Here is a 21,279-nt window from a genome sequence, read left to right as displayed (position 1 = left end):
AATTGCAATGACATCGAAATCGACCAGGACAGTCGTATATCGCTCGGCCGAAGCAGGGGACAGAGCCGCGGTGGCGAGCCTGCTCGATGATCTCGGACTTCCGGTCGCCGGTGTTCCCGAGGACCTGCGCAACTTCATCGTCGCAACGCACAATGGCGACGTCATCGGTGTGACGGGGCTCGAGCTCGCTGATTCGAACGCTGTTCTGCTGCGCTCGGTCGGGGTTCATCCGGCGCATCGGAACAACGGCGTCGCACGGCGACTCGTCGCACTGGCGATCGATGACGCGCGCAGCATGAACATACGCAGTGTATATCTTCTTACGCCGTCCGCCGAGAAATATTTTGCACGCTGGGGCTTCGTGGAAACGTCACGCGCGGACATTCCGGAAGCGCTCACTGCCACTTCGGAATTTCAGGGTGCGTGCGCCAAATCAACTACGCTGATGAAGCTCGACCTCTTCGACCAACTTGATGCTGTTCATCGATAACCGTGATATCAACGACGCCCGTGTCAATCTGGCACTGGAAGAGCACGTGCTCCGCAACCGGATGGGCAGCGACGATTACCTGCTGTTCTACATCAACGCACCGTCCATCATCATCGGACGGAACCAGAACACGATCGAGGAGGTAAGTCCATCGGTCGTTGCGGCGCGCGGGATTACCGTCGTGCGCCGCATTTCGGGCGGCGGGGCGGTGTATCACGATCTCGGTAATTTGAACTTCAGTTTCATGACGCCGTCGGTGCACGGCCGCTTCAATCGATACGAGCTGTTCACGCGTCCGGTCATCGACGTGCTGCACGAACTTGGCGTTCCGGCGGAGCTGGGCGGGCGAAACGACATTCTCGCTGGTGGTCGAAAGATTTCCGGTAACGCGCAGTTTGCCCGCCCGGACCGGATGTTCAGTCACGGCACTCTGCTGTTCGATTCGAATCTCGACGACGTTACCGCGGCGCTCGTTCCAAAGCCCGGCAAGGTCGAATCCAAGGGAGTGAAGTCGATTCGCAGCCGTGTCGCGAACATAAGTGAATTTCTCGACCACCCGATTACGGTCATCGAGTTGCGGGAGCGAATCATCGAGCGAATCTTCGGCACGCGCGACAGAAGCAAGGTCCCGACGCTCGAGCTCGACGCTGCTGACTGGGCTGAGGTGGACGCGCTGGTGAAGCGGAAGTACGGATCCTGGGACTGGAATTACGGTGAGAATCCGCCCTGCAATGTCCAGCGCACGCACCGGTTTACGGCGGGAGAGATCGACGTGCGCGTGAACGTGGAGGCAGGGCGAGTCGCCGCGGTACGCATCTTCGGCGATTTCATGGGCAGAGAGGACGTCACGGAACTGGAGGCACTGCTGCTCGGAGTTCCGTACGACTACGCATCGATCTCCGGAGCGCTATCGGGCGTGGATCTGGACAGCTACTTCGGCGACATACCGCCCGACGAGGCGTTGGCGCTGCTGGCCGGCTGATGCGGATGCCGGCGCATCGATGACACGGTGCGCTCGTAGAGATTGAGTACATGACTTCGGTTGATGATTCCGAGCAGTCGATTCGTGTGCCGGTCGACGACCGGAATTGATTCCGCACCGCGGACTCCCATCTTGCGGATCGCCTCGAGCAGTGAGTCGCCCGGTGAAACGATCTCGGATTGCTGTGCGATGTCGCTCGCGACCAGCAGCGGTCCGAGGTACTCGTCGTCGCGCGCGAGCTGACCCAGATCCGCAACTGTTATTACGCCGACGAGCCCGTACGACGCGTCGACGACGGGAAAGTATAGCTGACGCGTGTTGCCGAGATGTGCGAGCAGCTCATCGACGGCGGCTCCCTCGAAGATTACCTGCGGTGCTGATTCATACGCGTCGGACACGTGCAATCCGGCGAGTACGTCGCGATCTGCGCCCTGCTCGATCGACTCGCCCCGGCGGCGCAACCAGCCACTGTAGAGCGAATCGGCACTGAGCCTGCGCGCGATGGTGTGCGTGATGACGACGGTCAACATCAATGGAATCACTATCGCGTAGTCGTTCGTCATCTCGAACACGAGCAGTATTCCGGTGATCGGAGCGTCGGTCGCACCGGCGATGAGTGCGCCCATGCCTACGAGGGCGTATGCCTCGGGGTGCAATCCAAGCGCCGGAAGCGCTCCGGACAACGCGACGCCAAATGCGCCACCCGTCGCAGCGCCGATATACAACGACGGCGTGAACACGCCGCCCGACCCGCCCATGTTGAGCGTAATCGCTGTTGCGACGATCTTGCCGACCGCGAGTGCGAGCAACCCGTACCACGCCATGTGACCGAATACATCGCTGTGCATGGCGAGGTGGCCGTACCCTACCAGTCGGCCTCCTGACAGAAAGACGAGAATGCCGACCGTCGCACCGCCAACCCACGGGATAAACGACGGCGGAAGCGGAATCTTCTTCTGCAGATCCCCGGCGCCAAAGTACGTGCGTACGTAGAGAGCGGCCATCAGTCCACAAACGATTCCGAGCAGTGGATAGAGCAGCAACAGCTCGCTCGGATGCGCGTATCCGTATTGAGCCGGAATTGCGAAGGCCGGATGATTTCCGAATACTGAGCGCGACACTACGGCCGCCACGACGCTTGCGACCACGACCGGTGCAAAGGAGCCGGCGGCGAGAGTACCGACGACTTCTTCGAGCGCGAAGAAGGCGCCGGCGAGTGGCGCGTTGAACGCGGCACTGATAGCGGCGCCTGTTGCGCAGCCCACCAGCACCACGACTCTCGACGGAGCGAAGCGGAAGGTTCGTCCGAGCCACGATCCGATCATCGCGCCGAGCACGACGACCGGGCCCTCGTTACCCGCCGAGCCGCCGGCGCCGATCGTGATCGCGCTCGCGGCGGTTCGTGCAAGCGCCGGTCTGGCCTCGATGTCTCCGCCACGCCGTACGACGGCGAGCTGCACGTCGGGGACGTTCATTCCTTCGTGACCGCGGCCGATGTGCCGCATGACCCACCACGCTACGGCGAGGCCGGCCGCGGTGATTACCGGGCGATACGTGAGCAGCGCAAAGCGGGGGAATTCAGCCGTTGGAAGACGATAGAAGACCCAATACGCGAGATCGATGCTCTTGTAGAAGGCGACGACGCCGAGTGCGCTCAGAAGGCCAGTAACGACGGCGAAGATGAGCAGGACTGCATTCTCGCTCAGCGCCTTTCCATTGAACCACGCGGTGATCGCGACCCAAGTCCGCTCGACTGTGAGAATGGCTCGTTCCGCGAGAATCACTGCAGGGCGGGGCGGTCGATCGGACATGATCCGCAATGTAACACGCGCAGCAAATATTCTGTTTACACGCCGCGTGTTCCGTAACCCACGGCGCCCCAATACCTTGATGGCACCATGACGATCTCTGAATCATCGGTCGCCGCGCCGTCCAGCGCCGCGCCAAGTACGGAACCGTACTACGTGGCTGTCGGCCACGAGGTCGAGATATTCGAGCGATGTCACCGACGCGGCCTTCCAGTGCTGCTCAAGGGTCCGACGGGATGCGGAAAAACGCGCTTTGTGGAGCACATGGCCTGGCGATTGGGCCGGCCGCTCGTCACAGTCGCATGCCACGACGACCTCTCGGCGAGCGATCTCACCGGCCGTTATCTCATTCGCGGCGGCGAGACGTTATGGGTGGACGGGCCGCTCGCGGTCGCGGCCAGAATCGGCGCGATCTGCTATCTCGATGAAGTGGTCGAGGCGCGCGAGGATACCGTCGTCGTGATTCACCCCCTCACGGACGATCGTAAACTCCTGCCGATCGACAAGACCGGAGAGCTGGTCGTTGCGGCGCCGGGATTCCAGCTTGTTGCATCCTACAATCCGGGCTACCAGCATGCGCTCAAGGACCTGAAACCAAGCACGCGTCAGCGCTTCGTCTCGCTCGATTTCGATTATCCGGCGGCAGCGATCGAGGCAAGGATCGTCGCGCACGAGAGTGGAGTCAAGCCGTCTGTCGCAGCGTCGCTGGTCGAAGTCGCGCATCGCGTGCGCCGCTTGCGCGACCAGGGGCTTGCTGAAGGCCCGGGCACGAGATTGCTCGTTTCGGCGGGACGATTGATTGCGGAGGGAATCGCGAGTGAACGTGCGTGCCAGGTAGCGATCGGCGCAGCGCTCACCGACGACCCGGACCTGCTCTCCGCCATCGGCGACATCATCGACACCACGATGTAGGTGCGACTGTGAATCGCATGCGCGCATTGATGATCAAGTCGTCCCGCAAGCTGGGGCGACCCGTTGTGCGCGCCGCAAATTGGGTGCGAGCGATGCGCACGACTCCCGAGGTTGCGCTCGACACGGTGCGGCGCCGTCTGGAGCTGTTGCTCGCCGCAACTTATGGCGTGCGGTTCGAGATTGCGCCAGTCGTAGATGAGACGCCGCGCAACACGTTTCACGTGGGACGGCGGCGTCCAATTGCGCGACATGATGGAGTGTCGATCAAGCTGCCCGCAACGATGGACGCGTCCGATGGCGCGGCTGCCGCTGTCGCGCGTTACCGGTTGCTGGCGATCGAACAGGCAGTGCGCATCATGCGCCGAAGCGCCGCGCTCGCGCCGACCGGCAAGAACGCCATCACGCGTGACCTCTACAATCTGCGCGAAGCTGCGGAGATCGATGCATCCATCGCGATCAGCGCACCCGGTGTCGCATCGCTGATCGCCGAAGAACGCGCGCGCGCCTTTGTTGCGCGCCCGGGACTTTCCCGGTTGACTGCGCGCGAGCGGGCAGTCGAGCAGCTCGTGGAGACTGTACTCAGATCCGATCCGGCAGTAATTCCCCAAGAAATTCGCGCCGGCGCGTCTCCCGAAGATTCACTTGCGTGGGCGCGCGCACGTACGCTGGCCGTCGAATCGTTGACCGGTCAGTATCGCCCGCTCCAACCGATAGCGGTTTGGGGACAGACGCTCGACGGCGCCGACCCGGGGACGACCCAAGGCCCGCAATACGGGGCGCTCGTGCCACCAAGTCCAGGCTACGGTTCCGGAGAAAGCGCTGCTCCCGCGGCAGGTGCCGACGATACGCTTCAGGAGCTCACACCAACTGGCGACAGTGCAGCCAATTTGCCGGATAATAGCGCGGATCAGGACGACCCCGATCACGCGCTGGCTCTGGATGATGCGTCGACGAGCGGCGATTCCGACCCCGATGGCGACAGTGGCAGCGCGAGACGCACCGGCACGTTGAACGTTACGGACGCTGCGATATTCGAGGCATCACGATCGGGCGATGGAGTCCTGTACCCGGAGTGGGATTGCAACGCGTCGGCGTACCGCGAGCTCGGAGCCGTGGTACATGCGCGGCGTGCCGTGCAAGGCGACGTAGCGTGGGCGGACCGCGTCCTTGGCGAACATCCGGCACTGGTGCGGCGCGTACGACGGGAGTTCGAGCGGCTCAGAGCGCGCCGGGAGCGCATGCTTCGGCAGCGCGAGGGTGATGATCTCGATCTCGCTGCATGCGTGCGTGCACTCGCGGATGCCGCCGCTGGCGATTCGCCCGGTGACCGTTTGTACATGTCGGTTCGCGCTGCTCGACGTGCGATTGCGATCACTATTCTTGTCGACGTGAGCGCATCCACGAGGGATGTAGTCGCCGACGGACGCACGGTGATCGATATCGAGAAGACGACTCTGCTCATCGCGAGCGAGGCATTCGACGCGCTTGGTGATTCGTATTCAATTCTCAGTTTTTCCGGTGTTGGGGCGCCCGACGTACGCATCTCGATATTGAAGGCATTCAGCGAATCGAACAGCGAAACGGTGCGACGGCGCATTGCCGGGATCGAAGCGGGCGGAAATACTCGGCTCGGCGCCGCGATTCGTCACGCGACAACCCAGCTCGCGGCGCAACCGGCTGGTCATCGTCTGCTGTTGATCCTCTCGGATGGGAAGCCGAATGACGTGGATCGATACTTCACGACGTACGCGGTAGAGGATTCGCGACAGGCGATATTCGAGGCGCGCGCCGACGGGATCTATCCCTTCTGCCTGACCGTCGACGGCAACGATCCGGATCCATACCTCGCACGAGTGTTCGGTGCGGCGGGACACACGATACTGCGTAATCCGGAACAACTACCCCTCGCGCTCCTCGACCTGGTGCGCGATCTCCTGCGCGGCGGTGGCCGATAGAGCGAAAGCGGGAACGACGATCCAAACACCCGTGTGGGCAATGTGACGCCTGAGCCGGCGCCCGGGTCTTATCTTTGAATCCCGTGCCGATGCCGATAACTGCTGAAACCGCCCAGGATCGTGCGTGGCACGCTGCGACAGTCGCGCGGGTGCTGCGTGGTGACGTGGCGGCGTACGCCGAGCTGGTGGCGCGACACCGGGACAGACTCCTGCGGTATGCGATGCGAATGTTGTGTGACGCGGACGAGGCTGATGACGTGACACAGGAAACGTTCGTGCGTGCGTACCGCTCGCTCGCGACGTGCGACGATCCGTCACGCTTCGGAGGATGGATCTTCAGCATTCTCGCGAATCGCTGCCGCACTGCCGGCGCCCGTCGCGCAAGACGGGAGGCGGTGTTCGTTTCGACGGGGATGGACGTGAACGACTGGCCGGACTATTCGGAGTCCGATAGTGTGGATACGACGACCCCGTCGATGGAGCGGGTCGAGCAGGCATTGATGGGTTTGAATGCGGCGCATCGCGAAGCATTCGTTCTCAAGTACGTCGAGGACCTGAGCTATGACGAGATCGCCGTGCTCACTGGCGCTGGCGTCTCCGCATTGAAGATGCGCGTGAGCAGGGCGCGGGAGTTTCTGCGCGCGGCTCTGCAGGAGGCAACGGATGGCTGAAGATATGGACGACACAGAGGCGCTGGATGCAGCGGAGCAGCAATTCGTTGCTCAGCTTCGTACGCCGATCGCCGTGGACACCGATGCATTCGATGCGCGCGTGATGGCTGCGGTGCAGCGGGAGCGTGCATTCGGTCGGCCGGACCGTCGCGCACGCCATCGTGCGGTTGCGGCGATCACGGTCGCGGGTGTCTCACTCGCCGCAGTGATCGCGTTCGTCATGATCGGCGGCGGTGTCAATCGCACGGTGCCGGCGCACCCGGCGAAGGTCGTACATTCCGCGTTCAGCACGGTTCGCTTCACACTTGTCGCAGCGGGTGCGTCGCAGGTGGCAGTCGCTGGAAGCTTCAACGGATGGAATGCGACGGCGACGCCTCTCCGCCGCATCGACAAGATCACCTGGGCCGCCGACATTCCGCTCGGCGCTGGACGATATGTGTATCAATTTGTAATTGATGGGCACCGCTGGGTTCCGGATCCACAGGCGCCACGCGATCCCGGTGATGACTTCGGCGCGACTAATTCCGTGGTGACAGTAGCCGGATCGGGATCGGCATGATGAGCAGATTCATTGATACGGTTGTCGCATCGCTCTCGGTCGTGGCGCTGGCGGTTTGCATTGGCGACGTCGCTGGCGCGCAGGGTGTTGCTGCGCTGCAACAGCTCGATGGCCGAGCGTCGGCTTCTCTCAAGGCTCAGATGACTTCCGTCGCTGACTCGGTTGCGCACGCAGGTCTGCCCGTTGCGCCACTCGTGGACAAGGCGCTCGAAGGGATCAGCAAGGGCGCTGACGACAACAGAATCATGATTGCTGTTCGCGGAGTTGCGAACGATCTCGGCATTGCGCGTCGCGCTCTCGGCCCTTCATCCGATAACGAGCTCGCGGCGGCAGTTGCGGCGCTGCGTGCGGGCTCGACGCCGGCCGGCCTCACTCGGCTGCGCAAGGAGTTGCCGGGCCGCCAGCTCGTTGTTCCACTGTCCGTGCTGGCCTCGCTGATAGTTGACGGGGCACCCGCGCAATCGGCGATCGTTGCTGTCGTTGCCAACGCCAGGCAACGGGATGATTCCGGTCTGCTTGCATACGGTCGCAGTGTATCGCATGATATTGCCGGTGGGGTTGCACCGTTGACAGCGATTACTGGCACGCAGGCAGCTCCACACGCCATGAGCACATTCAAGCCGGCCTTCACTGGCGGCAAGACTGCGCCCCTACCCGCGCCGCCCAAGCCGAAGCCATAAAACATCGATCCATCCGGCCTGTGTTCGTCCGGCGTAACCGGGCGGGAGTGCGCAGCTGCGTTTACGCGGCTGCGCTGCTTGCATTGCTCGCAGGCGTCAGCGCGCCGGAACCGCTCGCCGCACAACTGACGCCTCGGCCCGCCAGCAACGGCGCGGTGCTCGAGGGAGGAATCGCATCAATAAAAATTGATGGTTATGCACTCGCGACACTCGCGAATCTCGCCTCGTCCCTGTGGGGTGAGACCGGCCGGTTTGCCGGCGCCGGTACCGCCAACCTCGCGCGGTTCGAGACGGGCAGCACGTCGGGCTACGGCGAGATGCACGGATCGTTCGCGCTGTCGTCGGACCGCCGCAACATCTCGGTGATCCGGGCCGATGCAGGCGGCGGCGCCTATCGCGGCGAGGCGTCGTCCCGATATGGCGAGGCTTCTTTGACGCTCGGAAGATCCTCTGCGACAGGAGCGGCGGCCGGATGGCTCGACGCGGGTGTCGGACGGGTGGATGCGGCCTCGACGCGGAACACCTCGCACGCACGGATCGGTGCATCCATACGATCGGGGTGGGCGATGATCGGCGCCGACGCAGCCGTGCTCGCGAGCGGGTCGACCAGGTACAGCGAGGCGGCGGTTCATGCTCAGATCGCACCATTTGGAAGCGATGGGTCCGGCATTGCCAGAGTTGTGATCGGCGGGGATGGCGGAATTCGCTCCGCGGCCGAGTCGAAAGGCCGGCGTGCGTGGGCGATGGGTGTCGCCACGGTACAGCTCGTCGGCCCGGTGTCGATGGTTGGATACGCAGGTGCGCAGCCAGCGGATCCAACGCGAGGTACGTTGGGTGCTGCTTTCACTTCCATCGGATTGCGGGTCGCGCTGGGACCGTCGGGCGCGGCTCGCGCGTCCCCGGTGATATCGGCCGTGCCGGAGGGGACGTCGGTGAGCGCCGTGGCTGACGATGGCCGGCGCATGATCAGCGTCGTACTCGAAAATGCCCGGACCGTGGACATAATGGGCGACTTCACATCATGGCTCCCCGTCCCGATGACGCGTGCCGCGACCGGGAAGTGGCAGATTCGCATTCCTCTGAACGAGGGGAGCCACCGTCTGGAGGTGCGGGCCGATTCAGGCAGCTGGGTTCCAGCACCAGGGCTTCCGGTGGCGGCCGATGAGTTCGGCGGCAGCGTGGGAATCCTGGTGGTGCAGTAACCTTCGCTCATACCATGGTGACCCCTTGCTCGCCGGGCCGAGTCACATCCGGGGACTCGTATCGGGGCGCTCCCTTGCGCGTTGCCCGCGTCTAGATTTATGAGTCATATGGGACGATGGACCTGATCGATCTATGACTCCTCAACACGGCGGGAAAATGGACAAGCGGCAGCTGGAAGCTCTGGTGAAGAAGAACGCTGCGAAGGCGGCGTCAGCGACTTCAACGCGCAAGGGCTTCGGCAAGAAGTACGACGTGAACCTCGCGGACGATCCCATCGACGAGGCGAGTCTCAAGGAACGCGAGCGTGGCGAGATGTTCTTCAAGGAAATGCGCAAGCGCGAATTCTGATCGCGCCGCGGCGCGCGTGGTTTCGCGCGCACAGGACGTACATACCAGGAGCGTACCACTGTTGCCATGATGCCGACGGCAGGTACGCTCCGCCGATTTCATGAACCCCGCGACTCGCGTTCGTGAGTCGGCATTCGCGACGCTGCTGTCACTGCCGCGTCGGATCCCTGGAGGACCTGGCGGTATAATGTCGCCCGGGTCCCCCGTGCGGTTTCGTCCCTAGCTTTTCTTCTTGTCCTTTCGATTCGGCTCGCTCTCGCCCGGCGGTAGTGCGCCCCTTCCTGCCGCTCTGGGATCGACTTCGCCTGTGCTTGCGTCGAGGACAGCTTCCGTTGAATCGGGCGATGTCATCCCGCGGCCGAAGCTTCGGCCGCTGACCTTGTCGGTACGGTTTTCCTTGCTCGAGTCGGCCTGACTCACCTTGCCGCCTTTGTCCTTGTCCGCCATTGCATCCTCCGGGAATTTGGGCAGAATAGTAGTATCCGAAAACCGCATCCATCGTGCCCGCGCTCGGGATGTGGCTTGCGCTTCCTCAATAGCGACCCATGACTGCATCATCATCCGACGACGGCGTTTCCTCCAAACTCAGCCGGCGGGCGTTCGTCGGCGTTGGGATCGCCGGCGCACTTGCCGCGGCCACTGGCGCGGATGCTTCTCCGGTAGTCGACGGTGTACTTACGCGCCATCAGACGCCGCCGTCGTTCGAGCTGGACGAAGCAACCATCGCGCAGCTGCAGGGTTGGATGACGTCCGGCCGATACACTTCTCGTGCGCTGTGCGAGATGTACATCAAGCGAATCTCGGAGATCGATCGAACCGGACCGGCGCTCCGAAGCGTCCTCCAGCTCAATCCGGATGCGCTCGAAATCGCAGCCGCGCTCGATGCGGAGCGTAAATCGGGGCACGTGCGCGGTCCGATGCACGGTATTCCAGTGCTCATCAAGGACAACATCGGAACGCACGACCGCATGACGACTGCGGCCGGCTCGCTCGCGCTTGCGCACTCGATTCCGTTGCGTGATTCGTTCGTCGCGGCGCGGCTCCGCGCTGTCGGAGCGGTGATACTGGGCAAGACGAATCTGAGTGAGTGGGCGAATTATCGTTCCACTCATTCGTCCAGCGGCTGGAGCGGCATGGGCGGCCAGACTCACAATCCGTACGCCCTCGACCGCACCCCGTCCGGATCCAGCTCAGGCTCCGGCGCGGCGGCGGCAGCCAGTTTGTGCGCGGTCGCTGTCGGCACGGAGACCGATGGGTCGATAACGTCGCCATCGTCCGTGCAATCACTCGTCGGACTCAAGCCGACAGTGGGCCTGGTCAGTCGCTCCGGCATAATACCGATCTCGCATTCGCAGGACACCGCGGGGCCGATGGCGCGCACCGTGACAGATGCAGCGATCCTGCTCGGCGCACTTACCGGAGTGGACTCCGCAGACAGCGCGACCGCCCCCAGTGCGGGTCGCGCCCACAGCGATTACACGACGTTTCTCGATGTGAACGGTTTGAAGGGTGCGCGAATCGGAATTCCACGCAAGCGTTACTTCGGGTACAGCGTTGCAACGGACGCGATCGTGAACGAAGCGATAGAGCTCATGCGATCGGCCGGCGCAATCATCATCGATCCGATCGAGCTCGGCAATTCGGGTGACGGTGAGGGCGATGTTCTGTCGTACGAATTCAAGGCGGACGTCAACGCGTACCTCGCATCGCTTGGACCGTCATCGCCGATGAAGACGCTCGCCGATCTCATCGCCTTCAACAACGCCCATCGTGCGGAGGAAATGCCGTACTTCGGTCAGGAGATCTTCGAGACCGCCGAGGCACGCGGTCCGCTGACCGAGAAAAAGTATCTCGACGCACTTGCATCGGGGCACGAGCATTCGCGTGCTCAGGGGATCGACGCGGCGGTCGCCAGATACCGGCTCGACGCCATAGCCGCACCCACTCAGGGACCGCCCAACCTCATCGACCTGGTGAAGGGAGATCCACGCGGTGGTGGCAGCGCGACCGGGCTTCCGGCCGTTGCCGGCTATCCACACATCACCGTGCCAGCGGGATATTCGTTCGGACTTCCCGTGGGCCTCTCGTTCTTTGGTCCCGCGTGGAGCGAGCCCATGCTGCTCAAGCTGGCTTATGCATTCGAGCAAAGGAGCAAGGTGCGGCGTGCTCCACGATTCCTTGCTACTGCCGAATTGACGTGACGAATCGTGTGCGTGAATTCAGCGTACGCGAATTCAGCGTGCGAGTTCCCGCATCGACTTCGAATCTCGGCTCCGGCTTCGACGCGGTCGGGATGGCAATCGATAGATGGCTGACAGTAGGCGCGCGTATCCACTCGGACGAGTCGCCCGTCGTGGTCACGCGCGAAGGTACTCTCGCGCGATTGAATTGTGCGGACACGGACGATCTCATCTGGCGCGGGTTCGTTGCGACGTGCGGTGCGCTGGATCGCCCGGTGCCGAATGGCGTCGAGATATTCGCGAGCTCCGACATACCTGTTGCACGCGGATTGGGATCGTCGGCCGCGGCCGTGGTCTCCGGCGCGTTGCTCGCGAATGCGGTTCTAGACGGCGATCTCGACCATGCCGTAATCATCGATATTGCGGCATCGCTGGAGGGTCACCCGGACAACGTGGCGCCGTCGACGCTTGGCGGCGCGGTGCTCAGCGTGCGTACCGCTCCGCATCGCTACCGCTCGACGCCGATTGCGGTGCATCCGTCGCTGCGGTTCGTTTTTCTGGTACCCGATTTTGAAGTCCGGACGTCGGTTGCACGTGCTGTACTTCCAGCGACGGTACCATACGATGTGGCGGTGAACGCCGCCGGCCGCGCAGCTGCGTTGATTGCGGGACTCCAGACGGCCGACGCTGCGATCCTTCGTCCGGCGCTTGACGACGTGCTGCACGTTCCGTTCAGGCGTTCGCTGATTGGTGGATACGATGTAGTCACGACCGCGGCGATCGAGGCGGGTGCGATCGGCGCCACACTCAGCGGATCCGGCTCGGCGATCGTCGCCGTTGCGCGCCGCGATGTAGCAGAAAAGGTTCGCGATGCTGCGCGGCATGCGTGGCGATCGGCGGGCGTGATTGCCGATGCCTTTGTGACGGCAGCTGAGCCGCGCGGCGCAACAATTGGCGCGGCGCAGCTGTACAATGAGAGGGTGCGCACCTGATCACCACTGCCGGGGATGTCATCGTGGAAATGACAAGCAACGACGCACTGCCGACGCTGGGGTCGGAAGAGATTCTGCGCTATTCGCGCCATCTCATCCTGGACGAGATCGGCGTGGAGGGACAGCGCCGCATCAAGAACGCTCGTGTTCTGCTGATCGGCGCCGGCGGTCTGGGCTCGCCCAGTGCACTGTATCTCGCCGCGGCGGGCGTCGGCACACTCGGCATGGTCGACTTCGACGTCGTGGACGCGTCCAATCTTCATCGCCAGATTCTTCACGGTACGTCCGACGTCGGACGCTCCAAGCTCGACTCCGCGCGCGATCGTATTCACGATGTGAATCCGCACGTGCATGTAGAGCCGTTCGATACGCGATTCGACGCCATGAACGCGCTCGAGATTCTACGCGACTTCGACATCGTCGTCGATGGAACTGACAACTTCGCAACGCGCTATCTGACCAATGACGCTGCGGTATTGCTCGGCAAGCCGAACGCGTTCGGGTGCATCTTTCGCTTCGAGGGCCAGGCCTCGGTCTTCGGAGCGCAGAACGGACCATGCTACCGTTGCCTCTTCCGTGATCCGCCGCCCGCCGGTCTCGTTCCGAATTGTGCCGAAGCGGGAGTGCTCGGCGTGTTGCCCGGCCTGGTCGGAACCATTCAGGCAGTGGAAACGCTCAAGCTGATTCTCGGCGTCGGTGATTCTCTGGTGGGACGTCTGCTCCTGATCGAGACTCTCGGGATGACATTTCGCTCGATTACCGTCCGCCGCGATCCTGCATGTCCCGCCTGCGGTGAAGCGGCAGCTGGCGGCGCGACGATTCGGAGCCTCGACGACCGTGCATTCGACTACGACGACGTATCGTGCGCCGCGCCAGCCGCAAGCGCCGATTCCAATAATGGAGCAGCGATGATTCGAGAGATATCTGCCACCGAGCTCGCTGCGCGAATCACGCGTGGCGACGACTTCGACCTCGTCGATGTCAGAGAACCAGCCGAATGGGCGATCGCGCGTATCGAGGGAGCACGTCTGGTACCCCTCGCAACTATCGGCGCCGCGAGCCGCGACTGGGATCGGTCGCGCGAAGTCGTGTTGTACTGCAAGGCGGGCGTCCGCAGCATGCGCGCCGCCGAGGAACTGGTACGGCATGGATTCACGCACGTGACCAACGTTGCGGGCGGGATTGTAAGCTGGACCAACGACGTCGATCAGTCGTTACCGCGCTACTAGGATTCCGTCACCCCGCGGGGTAACGCCCGTTGCCCCCGACTGGCATATTTGAGCCGATGTCAAAGCGTGGTCAGCGCCTCTTTTCAAACACTTCATCGAACGGTCGTTCGAATTGAGCTACGGCTTCGTTGGAGTCGTGATCGGCCTCTCGCAGGTCGGTTTGGCCACGCTGGCGGGTGCGTTGGACTATGCGCGGCGATCGCGCGCTAGCATGGCCGGCACCGGTGCTCACGAAGGCGCTGGCAATGCACGACGGCTGCTGTCGGGCGAATTCGGCGCGCCCGAAGTCCTCGCCGCGCTTCGAAGTGCATCGAACGCCGACACCGCGCAGGCTCTGGTCTGGCTCGGACTGGAGCGCGTACATCCGGCCGAGCGTGACGCGCTGGTGGAGATGCTGCGCCGGGAGCCGTGGGTGCGTCAGGCGATCGACGGGGCTCGCTCGCTGATGTGGTGGAAACGACTGGCTGCGGCACGCACGCTCTCGCTTCTCGCGAGCGCGCAAGATCGTGCTACGATCCTGCAGTTGCTGTCGGATTCCCACCCTGCAGTACAGAGCGCGGCGACCACGTGCCTGAATCGCTACGCCGATGATGAGCTGCTCACTGCCGTCATCGACGGCCTCTCGTCGGCATCTTCAGCGGTGCGTGCATATCAGCTCAGCGTACTGCGGGGCTACCAGTCGCTGGCAGGCCCGATGCTGCTCGCGCGGATTCGCGCAGACGCGCCGCCGCACAAGCTGTATGCGTATATCCACGCTGCGGCCGTGCTTGATGACGCCGACTGCATGGCGCGCATCGCGACTCTTTCGACGCATCCGCATCCCGAAGTGCGGGTTGCCGTGGCGCGCGTGCTGCGTCGCAGAGCCGGAGACACGGTTCAGGTGAAGTTGCTCTCGATGCTTCGCGACTCGGATTGGCGGGTACGCGCGCAGGCAGCGCGTGCGCTGTCAGGGTCGACCGACGAGCGCACGGTGCAGGAGCTGTCTCGCGCGCTTACCGACAGCAACTGGTGGGTCCGATTCCGTGCCGGGCTTTCACTGGCTTCGATGGGCACTCCCGGGACGCAGGCGCTTTCAGAAGCGCTCGACAATGCCGACAGGTATGCGCGCGACATGGCGATGCTGGTGATCGGACTGTCGGAAGCCAGCGTCGCGGAGTTGTCAGCGGGATGACGATAGCCGGCATTCTGTTCGTGGTGATGATGACAATCATGATTTTCTTTCTCGTCATCAACTCGTTTCATTCCATTCTGCTGATGTGTGCGGTTCCGGAACTGTGGTCGCACTGGCAGCTGGCCGACGACGAATATTTCCATGCACTGGTCGGGACCGACGCGCTCCCTCCGATTTCCGTCATAGCTTCGCTGCAACATTCGCCGCTGCCGCCGGTCGAGATCGCGGCGATGCTGCTCGGGCTCGACTATCCGCGTTTCGAGGTAATTCTCGTCGTCGACGGCGCGGCGGAGAATTCTCTCGGTAATCTCGTTGCCGCGCTGCAACTCTACGAGGTTCCTCCGGCCTTCACGATCAACGTGCGCACGCAGCCGGTGCGCGCCTACTACCGGTCGCGCACGTATCCGCGATTGCTCTGCATCGACATGCCGGACACATCGATCGGTGACGCCTTGAACGCGGCGATCAATGCCGCGCGATATCCGCATGCGGTCGCGGCTGGTCCGAACGTGGTCTTCGAGCGTGACGCGTTGCTGAGGCTGTCGCGCCCGTTTCTGCTGGATCGGTCCGTGGCGTGCGCGAGCGGCATCCTCCGGCCGGTGAGTGGCGCGGAGCTGCGGGACGGGAAGATCACACTCAGGCGTGGCCGCGGCTGGGTGGACGGGTGCCAGACTATTGAATTTCTGCGCAATTTTGTGTATCTGCGATTGGGCTGGAATCGCGTCGCAAGCAACATCGTGGTGCCGAGCAATCCGGTGATGTTCAAGCGCGAGCACATCTTCGGAATGGGTGGCTTCGACGCGACTGTGGAGGTGCCCGCGGTCGACATCGCCATGCGGATGGCGCGATATCTGACCGACAACGGCATCAACGCCATGATGCCGGTCATCCCCGACCCGGTTGCATGGTTCGTCGTTTCGGGCGATCTGACGACCATCGGCCGAACGCGCAGAGCCTGGATGCGGGGCTTGCGCCGCGCACTCGTCCACAACTCGGTAATGCTGCTCAACCCGGAATACGGGATGTTTGGCCTTGTTGCGATGCCGTATTTCTGGCTCGGAGTCGTTATTGCACCGATTCTGGAGCTGCTGGGCTATTTTGGCCTCGTCGCAGGGCTCGCAACGGGAGTGCTCGATTCGTCATTTGCCTGGGCCTACTTGGCGTCCGTGGTCGGATACGGCATACTCCTATCTATATGGAGCGTGGTGTTCCAGGTCACGTTCCTTCCCGGTAACGACGGACGAAGCAATGCCGCAAGGCTGCTCGCGTACGCCGTGATCGAATCGCTGGGATACCGTCAGATCCTCCTGCTCTTTCGTGCCGCTGCGTATTTTGTCGACCGTCAACCCAAACACCACAATGGACAACCATCGCCTTCAGGCGTTACATGACGCGGGCCAGTCGATCTGGCTCGATTACATAGATCGTACCATGCTGCACAACGGTGATCTCGAGCGCCGCCTCACGGACGATGTGCTCACCGGCATGACCTCGAATCCGACCATCTTTCAGAAGGCGCTCGCCGAGGGCACTGCGTACGACGATCAGCTTCGCGCAGCGCCGGCATCGCTGGACGTCAAGCAGCTGTTCGAGCTGGTCGAGACACAGGACGTTCGCGACGCGTGCGACGTATTCGCGGATGTCTACCACCGCACCAACGGTGACGACGGCTACGTCTCGATCGAAGTCTCCGCCAATCTGGCGAACGATGCGGCAGCCACGATCGAGGAAGCACACCGGCTCTGGGCAACGGTCAACCGTCCCAACCTTCTCGTGAAGGTCCCTGGAACGGTGGAAGGTGCCAAGGCCGTGAGGCAGCTCATCACCGACGGCATCAATGTGAACATCACACTGCTTTTCGCGGTAAAGGCGCACGAGCGTGTGATCGACGCCTACATCGATGGACTCGAAGCGCGCGTCTCGAAGGGATTGCCGATCGACAAGATCGCATCCGTGGCAAGTTTCTTCGTCAGTCGCGTGGATACGGAGGTCGACAAACGGCTCGAGGCCATCGGCGGTAGCGCGCGTCAGTACGAGGGGAAGGCCGCCATCGCCAATGCCAAGATGGCCTATCAGCTCTTCGTAACGAAGTTTGGCGGAGCACGCTGGAACTCGCTCGAGGCAAAAGGTGCGCGGGTTCAGCGTCCACTGTGGGCGAGCACCAGTACCAAGAATCCCGCATACCGTGACGTGCTCTACGTCGAGAACCTGATCGGTCCCGACACGGTGAACACCATGCCGCCAAAGACGATCGAGGATTTCCGCGACCACGGAGTGGTTGCACGCACGGTAGATGCCGACATGGCCCGGGCGCGCGCGGAGCTGGCAGCGATCGCTCAGGCGGGTGTCAGCCTCGACGACGTAACGGATACGCTCTTGCGCGAAGGCATCGCGAGCTTCGAAAAATCGTTCGAGACTATGACCGCCGGCATCAAGGCCAAGGTCGCGCAGCTCCACTCCAGCAAGATCTGATGCCGTATATTCGCCGCACCAAAATAGTCTGCACGCTCGGTCCATCGACCGCAACGCACGACACGATCATGGCGATCGCGGAAGCGGGCATGAACGTCGCGCGCCTGAATTTCTCCCACGGCACGCACGCCGACCACGCCGAGCGCATCCGCACGGTCCGGCAGATCGCCGACGAGCTGGGTCAGCCAATCGCGATACTCGGCGATCTCCAGGGGCCGCGAATCCGTATCGGGGAACTGGCGTTGAGCCTCCCCCTCAAGCCGGGCGACGATGTAACGCTGGTGCATGAAGGCGAGGAGATGGGCGGCGAAATACCGGTCACGTATACGGAGCTCGCCAACGACGTGAAGGTCGGTGACCGCATTCTCGTCGACGATGGATTGATCGAGCTCGTAGCGCTCGACGTGCGCGCACCGCGCGTACACGCGCGTGTGATTCACGGCGGTGTCCTTCGGAGTCACAAGGGATTGAACCTACCCGGTGTGCAGGTCTCCGCTCCATCGCTCACGGAAAAGGACATCGCTGACGTCAAATTCGCGATCGAGCAGGAGCTGGACTATCTCGCCCTCAGCTTCGTGCGTCGCGCCGAGGACATAACGTCACTGCGTGCGCTCCTGCCGCCGTGGATGAACATTGTCGCGAAGATCGAGAAGGACGCCGCACTGGCCAACATCGAATCCATCATCCGTGCTTCGGATGGCGTCATGGTCGCGCGCGGCGATCTGGGTGTAGAGCTGCCGTTTGAAGAAGTGCCCGTCGCACAGAAGATGATCATTGCACTCTCCAATCAGATCGGCCGTCCGGTAATTACAGCGACGCAGATGCTCGAGTCGATGGTGACGAATCCTCGACCGACGCGCGCCGAGGCGAGCGACGTGGCGAACGCAATACTCGATGGTACCGACGCGGTCATGCTCTCCGCGGAAACCGCCGCGGGAAGTTATCCGCGACTGGCCGTCGAGGCGATGAGTCGCATCATTGCGGAGATCGAGCAACATCCACCGTCACACCAGTTTCGCGATTCACGCAACCGGCAGCTCGGAATCGTGACAACGGAAGTCGCGATCGCGGCTGCGACTGTTGCCGCCGTCAGAATGCTCGGCGCACCACTCGTCGTCGTGATCACCAAGAGCGGGTTTTCGGCCCGCATCGTCTCGTCGCATCGGCCGCCCGTTCCCGTGCTTGCGCTCACCGACAACACGCGCACTCGCAACCAGCTCGCGTTGTTGTGGGGCGTGATTCCGCACGTCGCTGAATCGCGCCCAACGTACACCGAAATGGCCGAAGTCGGCAAGCTGGTAGTGCGCGATCTCAACCTCGCTGCTGCGGGAGACCGCGTGATATTCACAGCGGGGCATCCATTCGGAATTCCAGGCACGACCAATCTGCTCAAAGTGGAGGTCGTGTGACTCAACACCGGAGCTCGAGCGGAGCGCCGCGCAAAGCGCTTCCGTGAGGTCGCCGTGAAGCTCACGTTCCTCGGCACCGGCACGAGCTTCGGCGTGCCCCAGATCGGCTGCGGCTGTGCCGTGTGCAGGTCACCCGATCCGCGCGACAAGCGCGGCAGGGTGGGGGCGCTGGTCGAGACAAACGGCGGAACGCGGCTCCTGATCGACACGCCACCGGAACTGCGACTCCAGCTGATCGCAAACGGCATCGATCGCGTGGATGCGGTTCTGTTCACGCACGAGCACGCCGATCACACGCACGGGTTGGACGACATTCGTGCGATCACGAATCGCCGGGCAGCGCCGCTGACGATGTACGGACCTCCCACGACACTCGACAGCCTGCGTCAACGCTTCCCGTACATATTCGATGAGAGCATGCGCGTGTTGCCTGGCACGAGCAAGCCGGAAGGGCGGGCTGAAGCACTCCTTCCGGGTGTACCCGTATCGATCGGCGACGCCGTCGTCACCCCTGTCGCCGTGCCGCATGGCCTTGTCACGGTTTTTGCATACCGTATAGGCGATCTGGCATACGTGACCGACGCCAAGAGCATCCCACCCGAAGCGGCCGCAATACTCCGTGGCGCGAAGGTGCTTGTCATCAACGCGTTGTTCCGAACCGACCATCCGAGCCACCTGAGCCTTCCTGAAGCGATCAGCGCGGCAAGGGAGCTGGGCGCCGAGCGCACGTACCTGACTCATCTCACACACGACAACTTTCACGCCGATCTCGAGGCTGAGCTGCCGCGCGACATACAACCAGCTTTCGACGGATTGACGGTACGGATATGATTTCGATCGACTTTACAAACATGATGGCAAGCGCCGTCGAGAACGGTGTGACGGACGAGGAATGGGAAGAGGCGTACGGCGCATTCGCCACGGTTCACAAGGGAGTCGAGACGCTGCGAAGCGAGGGCGTCGCCGATTTCATGAACCTCCCCCGCGATGCACCGCTGCTGCAACAGGCAATCGATTTCGCGGGACGCAGTCGCGGACGCTACGACGACGCGATCATACTCGGAATCGGCGGATCCGCGCTCGGTCCGATCGCGCTCAAGACCGCCCTGTGCCGCTCTGGCTGGAACGAGCTGTCCAGCGACGCGCGATCGGGCCATCCGCGCCTGCACGTGCTCGACAACATCGATCCGGTGACTATTACCGCGTTGCTCGACAGGCTCGCGCTGGAGCGCACGCTGTTCATCGTCACTTCGAAATCCGGCGGCACTGCGGAAACGATGTCGCAGTTTCTCATCGCTCACGAGCGTGTGGCGAACGCCGGGCTCAAGATTGCGGATCACTTCGTTTTCGTCACAGACCCCACGACCGGCGCTCTCAGACCGCTCGCCGGCGAGCTCGGAGTCTCGGCGCTCGATATTCCTCCCGGCGTCGGAGGTCGTTACAGCGTGCTCACTCCGGTGGGAACGCTTCCGGCGGCATTGCTCGGAATAAACGTGGCCGAGCTCCTCGTGGGCGCCGGTGCGATGCTCGACAGATGCGCGACGACCGACCTGTCGCAGAATCCCGCGGGCATAATCGGCTCGCTCTTATACATGAGCGACGTGCGTCATGGACGCGTGGTCGACGTGCTCATGCCCTACGCCGATCCGTTGCGTGATTTCGCCGCCTGGTTCGTTCAGCTGTGGGCAGAATCACTCGGCAAGCATCGCAGTGACGGGAAATCTGTTGGAAGCACGCCGCTCCCCGCGCTCGGCGCTACGGATCAGCACAGCCAGGTTCAATCGTTCATGGAAGGACCGGCCAACAAGGTGATCGCGTTCATCGCCGTCAAGGATCACGGGAGCGACATCGTCATCCCATCGGCGTTCGAGCACGTCACCGAGCTCGGTTATCTCGGAGGCCACACGCTTGGCGAGCTGCTCGACATCGAGCAGCGCGCGACGGCTGGTGCCCTGGCCAAGCGCGGGCGGAGCAATCTCACGATCCGAATGGAGAAGGTCGATGCCCGGGGCGTGGGCGCGCTCATGATGATGTTCGAGCTCGCCACCGCATACGCCGGCCAGATGTACGGAGTAAACGCATTCAACCAGCCCGGCGTCGAGCTGGGCAAGCAATTCGCGTATGCGCTGCTGGGCAGGCCGGGCGCTGAGGCGGCGAAGGCAGAGTGGGACGCCCTCCCCAAGCCCGACCCGCGCTGGTCGCAGGGAGACTAAATTCA

At 62.9% G+C, this 21,279-nt stretch carries 20 protein-coding genes; 18 read left to right on the top strand and 2 right to left on the bottom strand.

Annotated features, from left to right (window positions below):
* Window positions 1-7 precede the first annotated feature (7 nt).
* Window positions 8-490: an arsenic resistance N-acetyltransferase ArsN2 gene (gene arsN2 / locus V4529_10345; protein MES2358727.1), complete on the top strand. Its 483-nt coding sequence runs from the start codon at window positions 8-10 to the stop codon at window positions 488-490.
* Window positions 474-1,472, top strand: a complete 999-nt coding sequence (locus V4529_10340; protein ID MES2358726.1) for a lipoate--protein ligase — start codon at window positions 474-476, stop codon at window positions 1,470-1,472. Before arsN2 ends, V4529_10340 begins: the two co-directional genes overlap by 17 nt.
* On the opposite strand, the gene V4529_10335 is transcribed toward V4529_10340, so the two are convergent.
* On the bottom strand, window positions 1,421-3,283 hold the full coding sequence (locus V4529_10335) for a chloride channel protein (protein ID MES2358725.1): 1,863 nt from the start codon (window positions 3,281-3,283) through the stop codon (window positions 1,421-1,423). The genes V4529_10340 and V4529_10335 overlap by 52 nt on opposite strands.
* Before the next feature lie 87 nt (window positions 3,284-3,370).
* Between V4529_10335 and V4529_10330 the strand changes: the two genes are divergently transcribed.
* The 7 genes from V4529_10330 to V4529_10300 all read left to right on the top strand — a co-directional run bounded on the left by V4529_10330 (window position 3,371) and on the right by V4529_10300 (window position 9,608).
* On the top strand, window positions 3,371-4,192 hold the full coding sequence (locus tag V4529_10330) for a CbbQ/NirQ/NorQ/GpvN family protein (GenBank protein MES2358724.1): 822 nt from the start codon (window positions 3,371-3,373) through the stop codon (window positions 4,190-4,192).
* Between the two features lie 29 nt (window positions 4,193-4,221).
* Complete coding sequence (locus tag V4529_10325; protein MES2358723.1) at window positions 4,222-6,147, top strand: VWA domain-containing protein; 1,926 nt, start codon at window positions 4,222-4,224, stop codon at window positions 6,145-6,147.
* Between the two features lie 89 nt (window positions 6,148-6,236).
* Window positions 6,237-6,818, top strand: a complete 582-nt coding sequence (locus V4529_10320; GenBank protein ID MES2358722.1) for an RNA polymerase sigma factor — start codon at window positions 6,237-6,239, stop codon at window positions 6,816-6,818.
* Window positions 6,811-7,377 (top strand): isoamylase early set domain-containing protein, encoded by a 567-nt coding sequence (locus V4529_10315; protein MES2358721.1) that lies wholly within the window; start codon window positions 6,811-6,813, stop codon window positions 7,375-7,377. The genes V4529_10320 and V4529_10315 overlap by 8 nt, the downstream gene beginning before the upstream one ends.
* A complete protein-coding gene (locus V4529_10310) occupies window positions 7,377-8,057 on the top strand; it encodes a hypothetical protein (GenBank protein ID MES2358720.1) in 681 nt (226 codons plus the stop codon). Before V4529_10315 ends, V4529_10310 begins: the two co-directional genes overlap by 1 nt.
* A 47-nt stretch (window positions 8,058-8,104) precedes the next feature.
* Window positions 8,105-9,259, top strand: coding sequence for a glycogen-binding domain-containing protein (locus V4529_10305; protein MES2358719.1), 1,155 nt, complete (start codon window positions 8,105-8,107; stop codon window positions 9,257-9,259).
* A gap of 133 nt (window positions 9,260-9,392) precedes the next feature.
* Window positions 9,393-9,608 carry a hypothetical protein gene (locus tag V4529_10300; GenBank protein ID MES2358718.1) on the top strand — a complete coding sequence of 72 codons (216 nt, stop codon included), beginning with the start codon at window positions 9,393-9,395 and terminating at the stop codon, window positions 9,606-9,608.
* Between the two features lie 219 nt (window positions 9,609-9,827).
* Here V4529_10300 and V4529_10295 read toward each other — a convergent pair whose 3' ends face one another.
* Window positions 9,828-10,055: a hypothetical protein gene (locus V4529_10295; GenBank protein MES2358717.1), complete on the bottom strand. Its 228-nt coding sequence runs from the start codon at window positions 10,053-10,055 to the stop codon at window positions 9,828-9,830.
* A 98-nt stretch (window positions 10,056-10,153) separates the two neighbouring features.
* Here V4529_10295 and V4529_10290 point away from each other — a divergent pair, with 98 nt between their 5' ends.
* From V4529_10290 to V4529_10250, 9 genes are all read left to right on the top strand, one after another.
* Window positions 10,154-11,809, top strand: coding sequence for an amidase (locus tag V4529_10290; protein MES2358716.1), 1,656 nt, complete (start codon window positions 10,154-10,156; stop codon window positions 11,807-11,809).
* Window positions 11,806-12,780, top strand: coding sequence for a homoserine kinase (gene thrB, locus V4529_10285; GenBank protein MES2358715.1), 975 nt, complete (start codon window positions 11,806-11,808; stop codon window positions 12,778-12,780). Before V4529_10290 ends, thrB begins: the two co-directional genes overlap by 4 nt.
* Before the next feature lie 29 nt (window positions 12,781-12,809).
* The gene (moeB, locus tag V4529_10280; protein MES2358714.1) at window positions 12,810-14,009 is read left to right on the top strand and encodes a molybdopterin-synthase adenylyltransferase MoeB; all 1,200 of its coding nucleotides are present in this window, start codon (window positions 12,810-12,812) and stop codon (window positions 14,007-14,009) included.
* A gap of 112 nt (window positions 14,010-14,121) precedes the next feature.
* On the top strand, window positions 14,122-15,180 hold the full coding sequence (locus V4529_10275; GenBank protein MES2358713.1) for a HEAT repeat domain-containing protein: 1,059 nt from the start codon (window positions 14,122-14,124) through the stop codon (window positions 15,178-15,180).
* A complete protein-coding gene (locus V4529_10270; GenBank protein ID MES2358712.1) occupies window positions 15,177-16,571 on the top strand; it encodes a glycosyltransferase family 2 protein in 1,395 nt (464 codons plus the stop codon). The genes V4529_10275 and V4529_10270 overlap by 4 nt, the downstream gene beginning before the upstream one ends.
* Window positions 16,540-17,652, top strand: a complete 1,113-nt coding sequence (gene tal / locus V4529_10265) for a transaldolase (GenBank protein ID MES2358711.1) — start codon at window positions 16,540-16,542, stop codon at window positions 17,650-17,652. The genes V4529_10270 and tal overlap by 32 nt, the downstream gene beginning before the upstream one ends.
* The gene (gene pyk / locus V4529_10260) at window positions 17,652-19,061 is read left to right on the top strand and encodes a pyruvate kinase (protein MES2358710.1); all 1,410 of its coding nucleotides are present in this window, start codon (window positions 17,652-17,654) and stop codon (window positions 19,059-19,061) included. The genes tal and pyk overlap by 1 nt, the downstream gene beginning before the upstream one ends.
* Window positions 19,062-19,115: 54 nt before the next feature.
* Window positions 19,116-19,892 (top strand): MBL fold metallo-hydrolase, encoded by a 777-nt coding sequence (locus V4529_10255; GenBank protein MES2358709.1) that lies wholly within the window; start codon window positions 19,116-19,118, stop codon window positions 19,890-19,892.
* Between the two features lie 23 nt (window positions 19,893-19,915).
* The gene (locus tag V4529_10250) at window positions 19,916-21,274 is read left to right on the top strand and encodes a glucose-6-phosphate isomerase (GenBank protein MES2358708.1); all 1,359 of its coding nucleotides are present in this window, start codon (window positions 19,916-19,918) and stop codon (window positions 21,272-21,274) included.
* Window positions 21,275-21,279: the final 5 nt, after the last annotated feature.

Source organism: Gemmatimonadota bacterium (assembly GCA_040388625.1).
In the GTDB taxonomy this organism is placed as follows: Bacteria; Gemmatimonadota; Gemmatimonadetes; order Gemmatimonadales; family Gemmatimonadaceae; genus Fen-1247.
This window is presented reverse-complemented; position numbering and strand designations above follow the sequence as displayed.

Excerpts from the sequence above, each read along its gene's own strand:
- arsN2 (MES2358727.1), top strand. The coding sequence starts at position 8 with ATGACATCGAAATCGACCAGGACAGTCGTATATCGCTCGGCCGAAGCA.
- V4529_10340 (MES2358726.1), top strand. The coding sequence starts at position 474 with ATGCTGTTCATCGATAACCGTGATATCAACGACGCCCGTGTCAATCTG.
- V4529_10335 (MES2358725.1), bottom strand. The coding sequence starts at position 3,283 with ATGTCCGATCGACCGCCCCGCCCTGCAGTGATTCTCGCGGAACGAGCC.
- V4529_10330 (MES2358724.1), top strand. The coding sequence starts at position 3,371 with ATGACGATCTCTGAATCATCGGTCGCCGCGCCGTCCAGCGCCGCGCCA.
- V4529_10325 (MES2358723.1), top strand. The coding sequence starts at position 4,222 with ATGATCAAGTCGTCCCGCAAGCTGGGGCGACCCGTTGTGCGCGCCGCA.
- V4529_10320 (MES2358722.1), top strand. The coding sequence starts at position 6,237 with ATGCCGATAACTGCTGAAACCGCCCAGGATCGTGCGTGGCACGCTGCG.
- V4529_10315 (MES2358721.1), top strand. The coding sequence starts at position 6,811 with ATGGCTGAAGATATGGACGACACAGAGGCGCTGGATGCAGCGGAGCAG.
- V4529_10310 (MES2358720.1), top strand. The coding sequence starts at position 7,377 with ATGAGCAGATTCATTGATACGGTTGTCGCATCGCTCTCGGTCGTGGCG.
- V4529_10300 (MES2358718.1), top strand. The coding sequence starts at position 9,393 with ATGACTCCTCAACACGGCGGGAAAATGGACAAGCGGCAGCTGGAAGCT.
- V4529_10295 (MES2358717.1), bottom strand. The coding sequence starts at position 10,055 with ATGGCGGACAAGGACAAAGGCGGCAAGGTGAGTCAGGCCGACTCGAGC.
- V4529_10290 (MES2358716.1), top strand. The coding sequence starts at position 10,154 with ATGACTGCATCATCATCCGACGACGGCGTTTCCTCCAAACTCAGCCGG.
- moeB (MES2358714.1), top strand. The coding sequence starts at position 12,810 with ATGACAAGCAACGACGCACTGCCGACGCTGGGGTCGGAAGAGATTCTG.
- V4529_10270 (MES2358712.1), top strand. The coding sequence starts at position 15,177 with ATGACGATAGCCGGCATTCTGTTCGTGGTGATGATGACAATCATGATT.
- tal (MES2358711.1), top strand. The coding sequence starts at position 16,540 with ATGGACAACCATCGCCTTCAGGCGTTACATGACGCGGGCCAGTCGATC.
- pyk (MES2358710.1), top strand. The coding sequence starts at position 17,652 with ATGCCGTATATTCGCCGCACCAAAATAGTCTGCACGCTCGGTCCATCG.
- V4529_10250 (MES2358708.1), top strand. The coding sequence starts at position 19,916 with ATGGCAAGCGCCGTCGAGAACGGTGTGACGGACGAGGAATGGGAAGAG.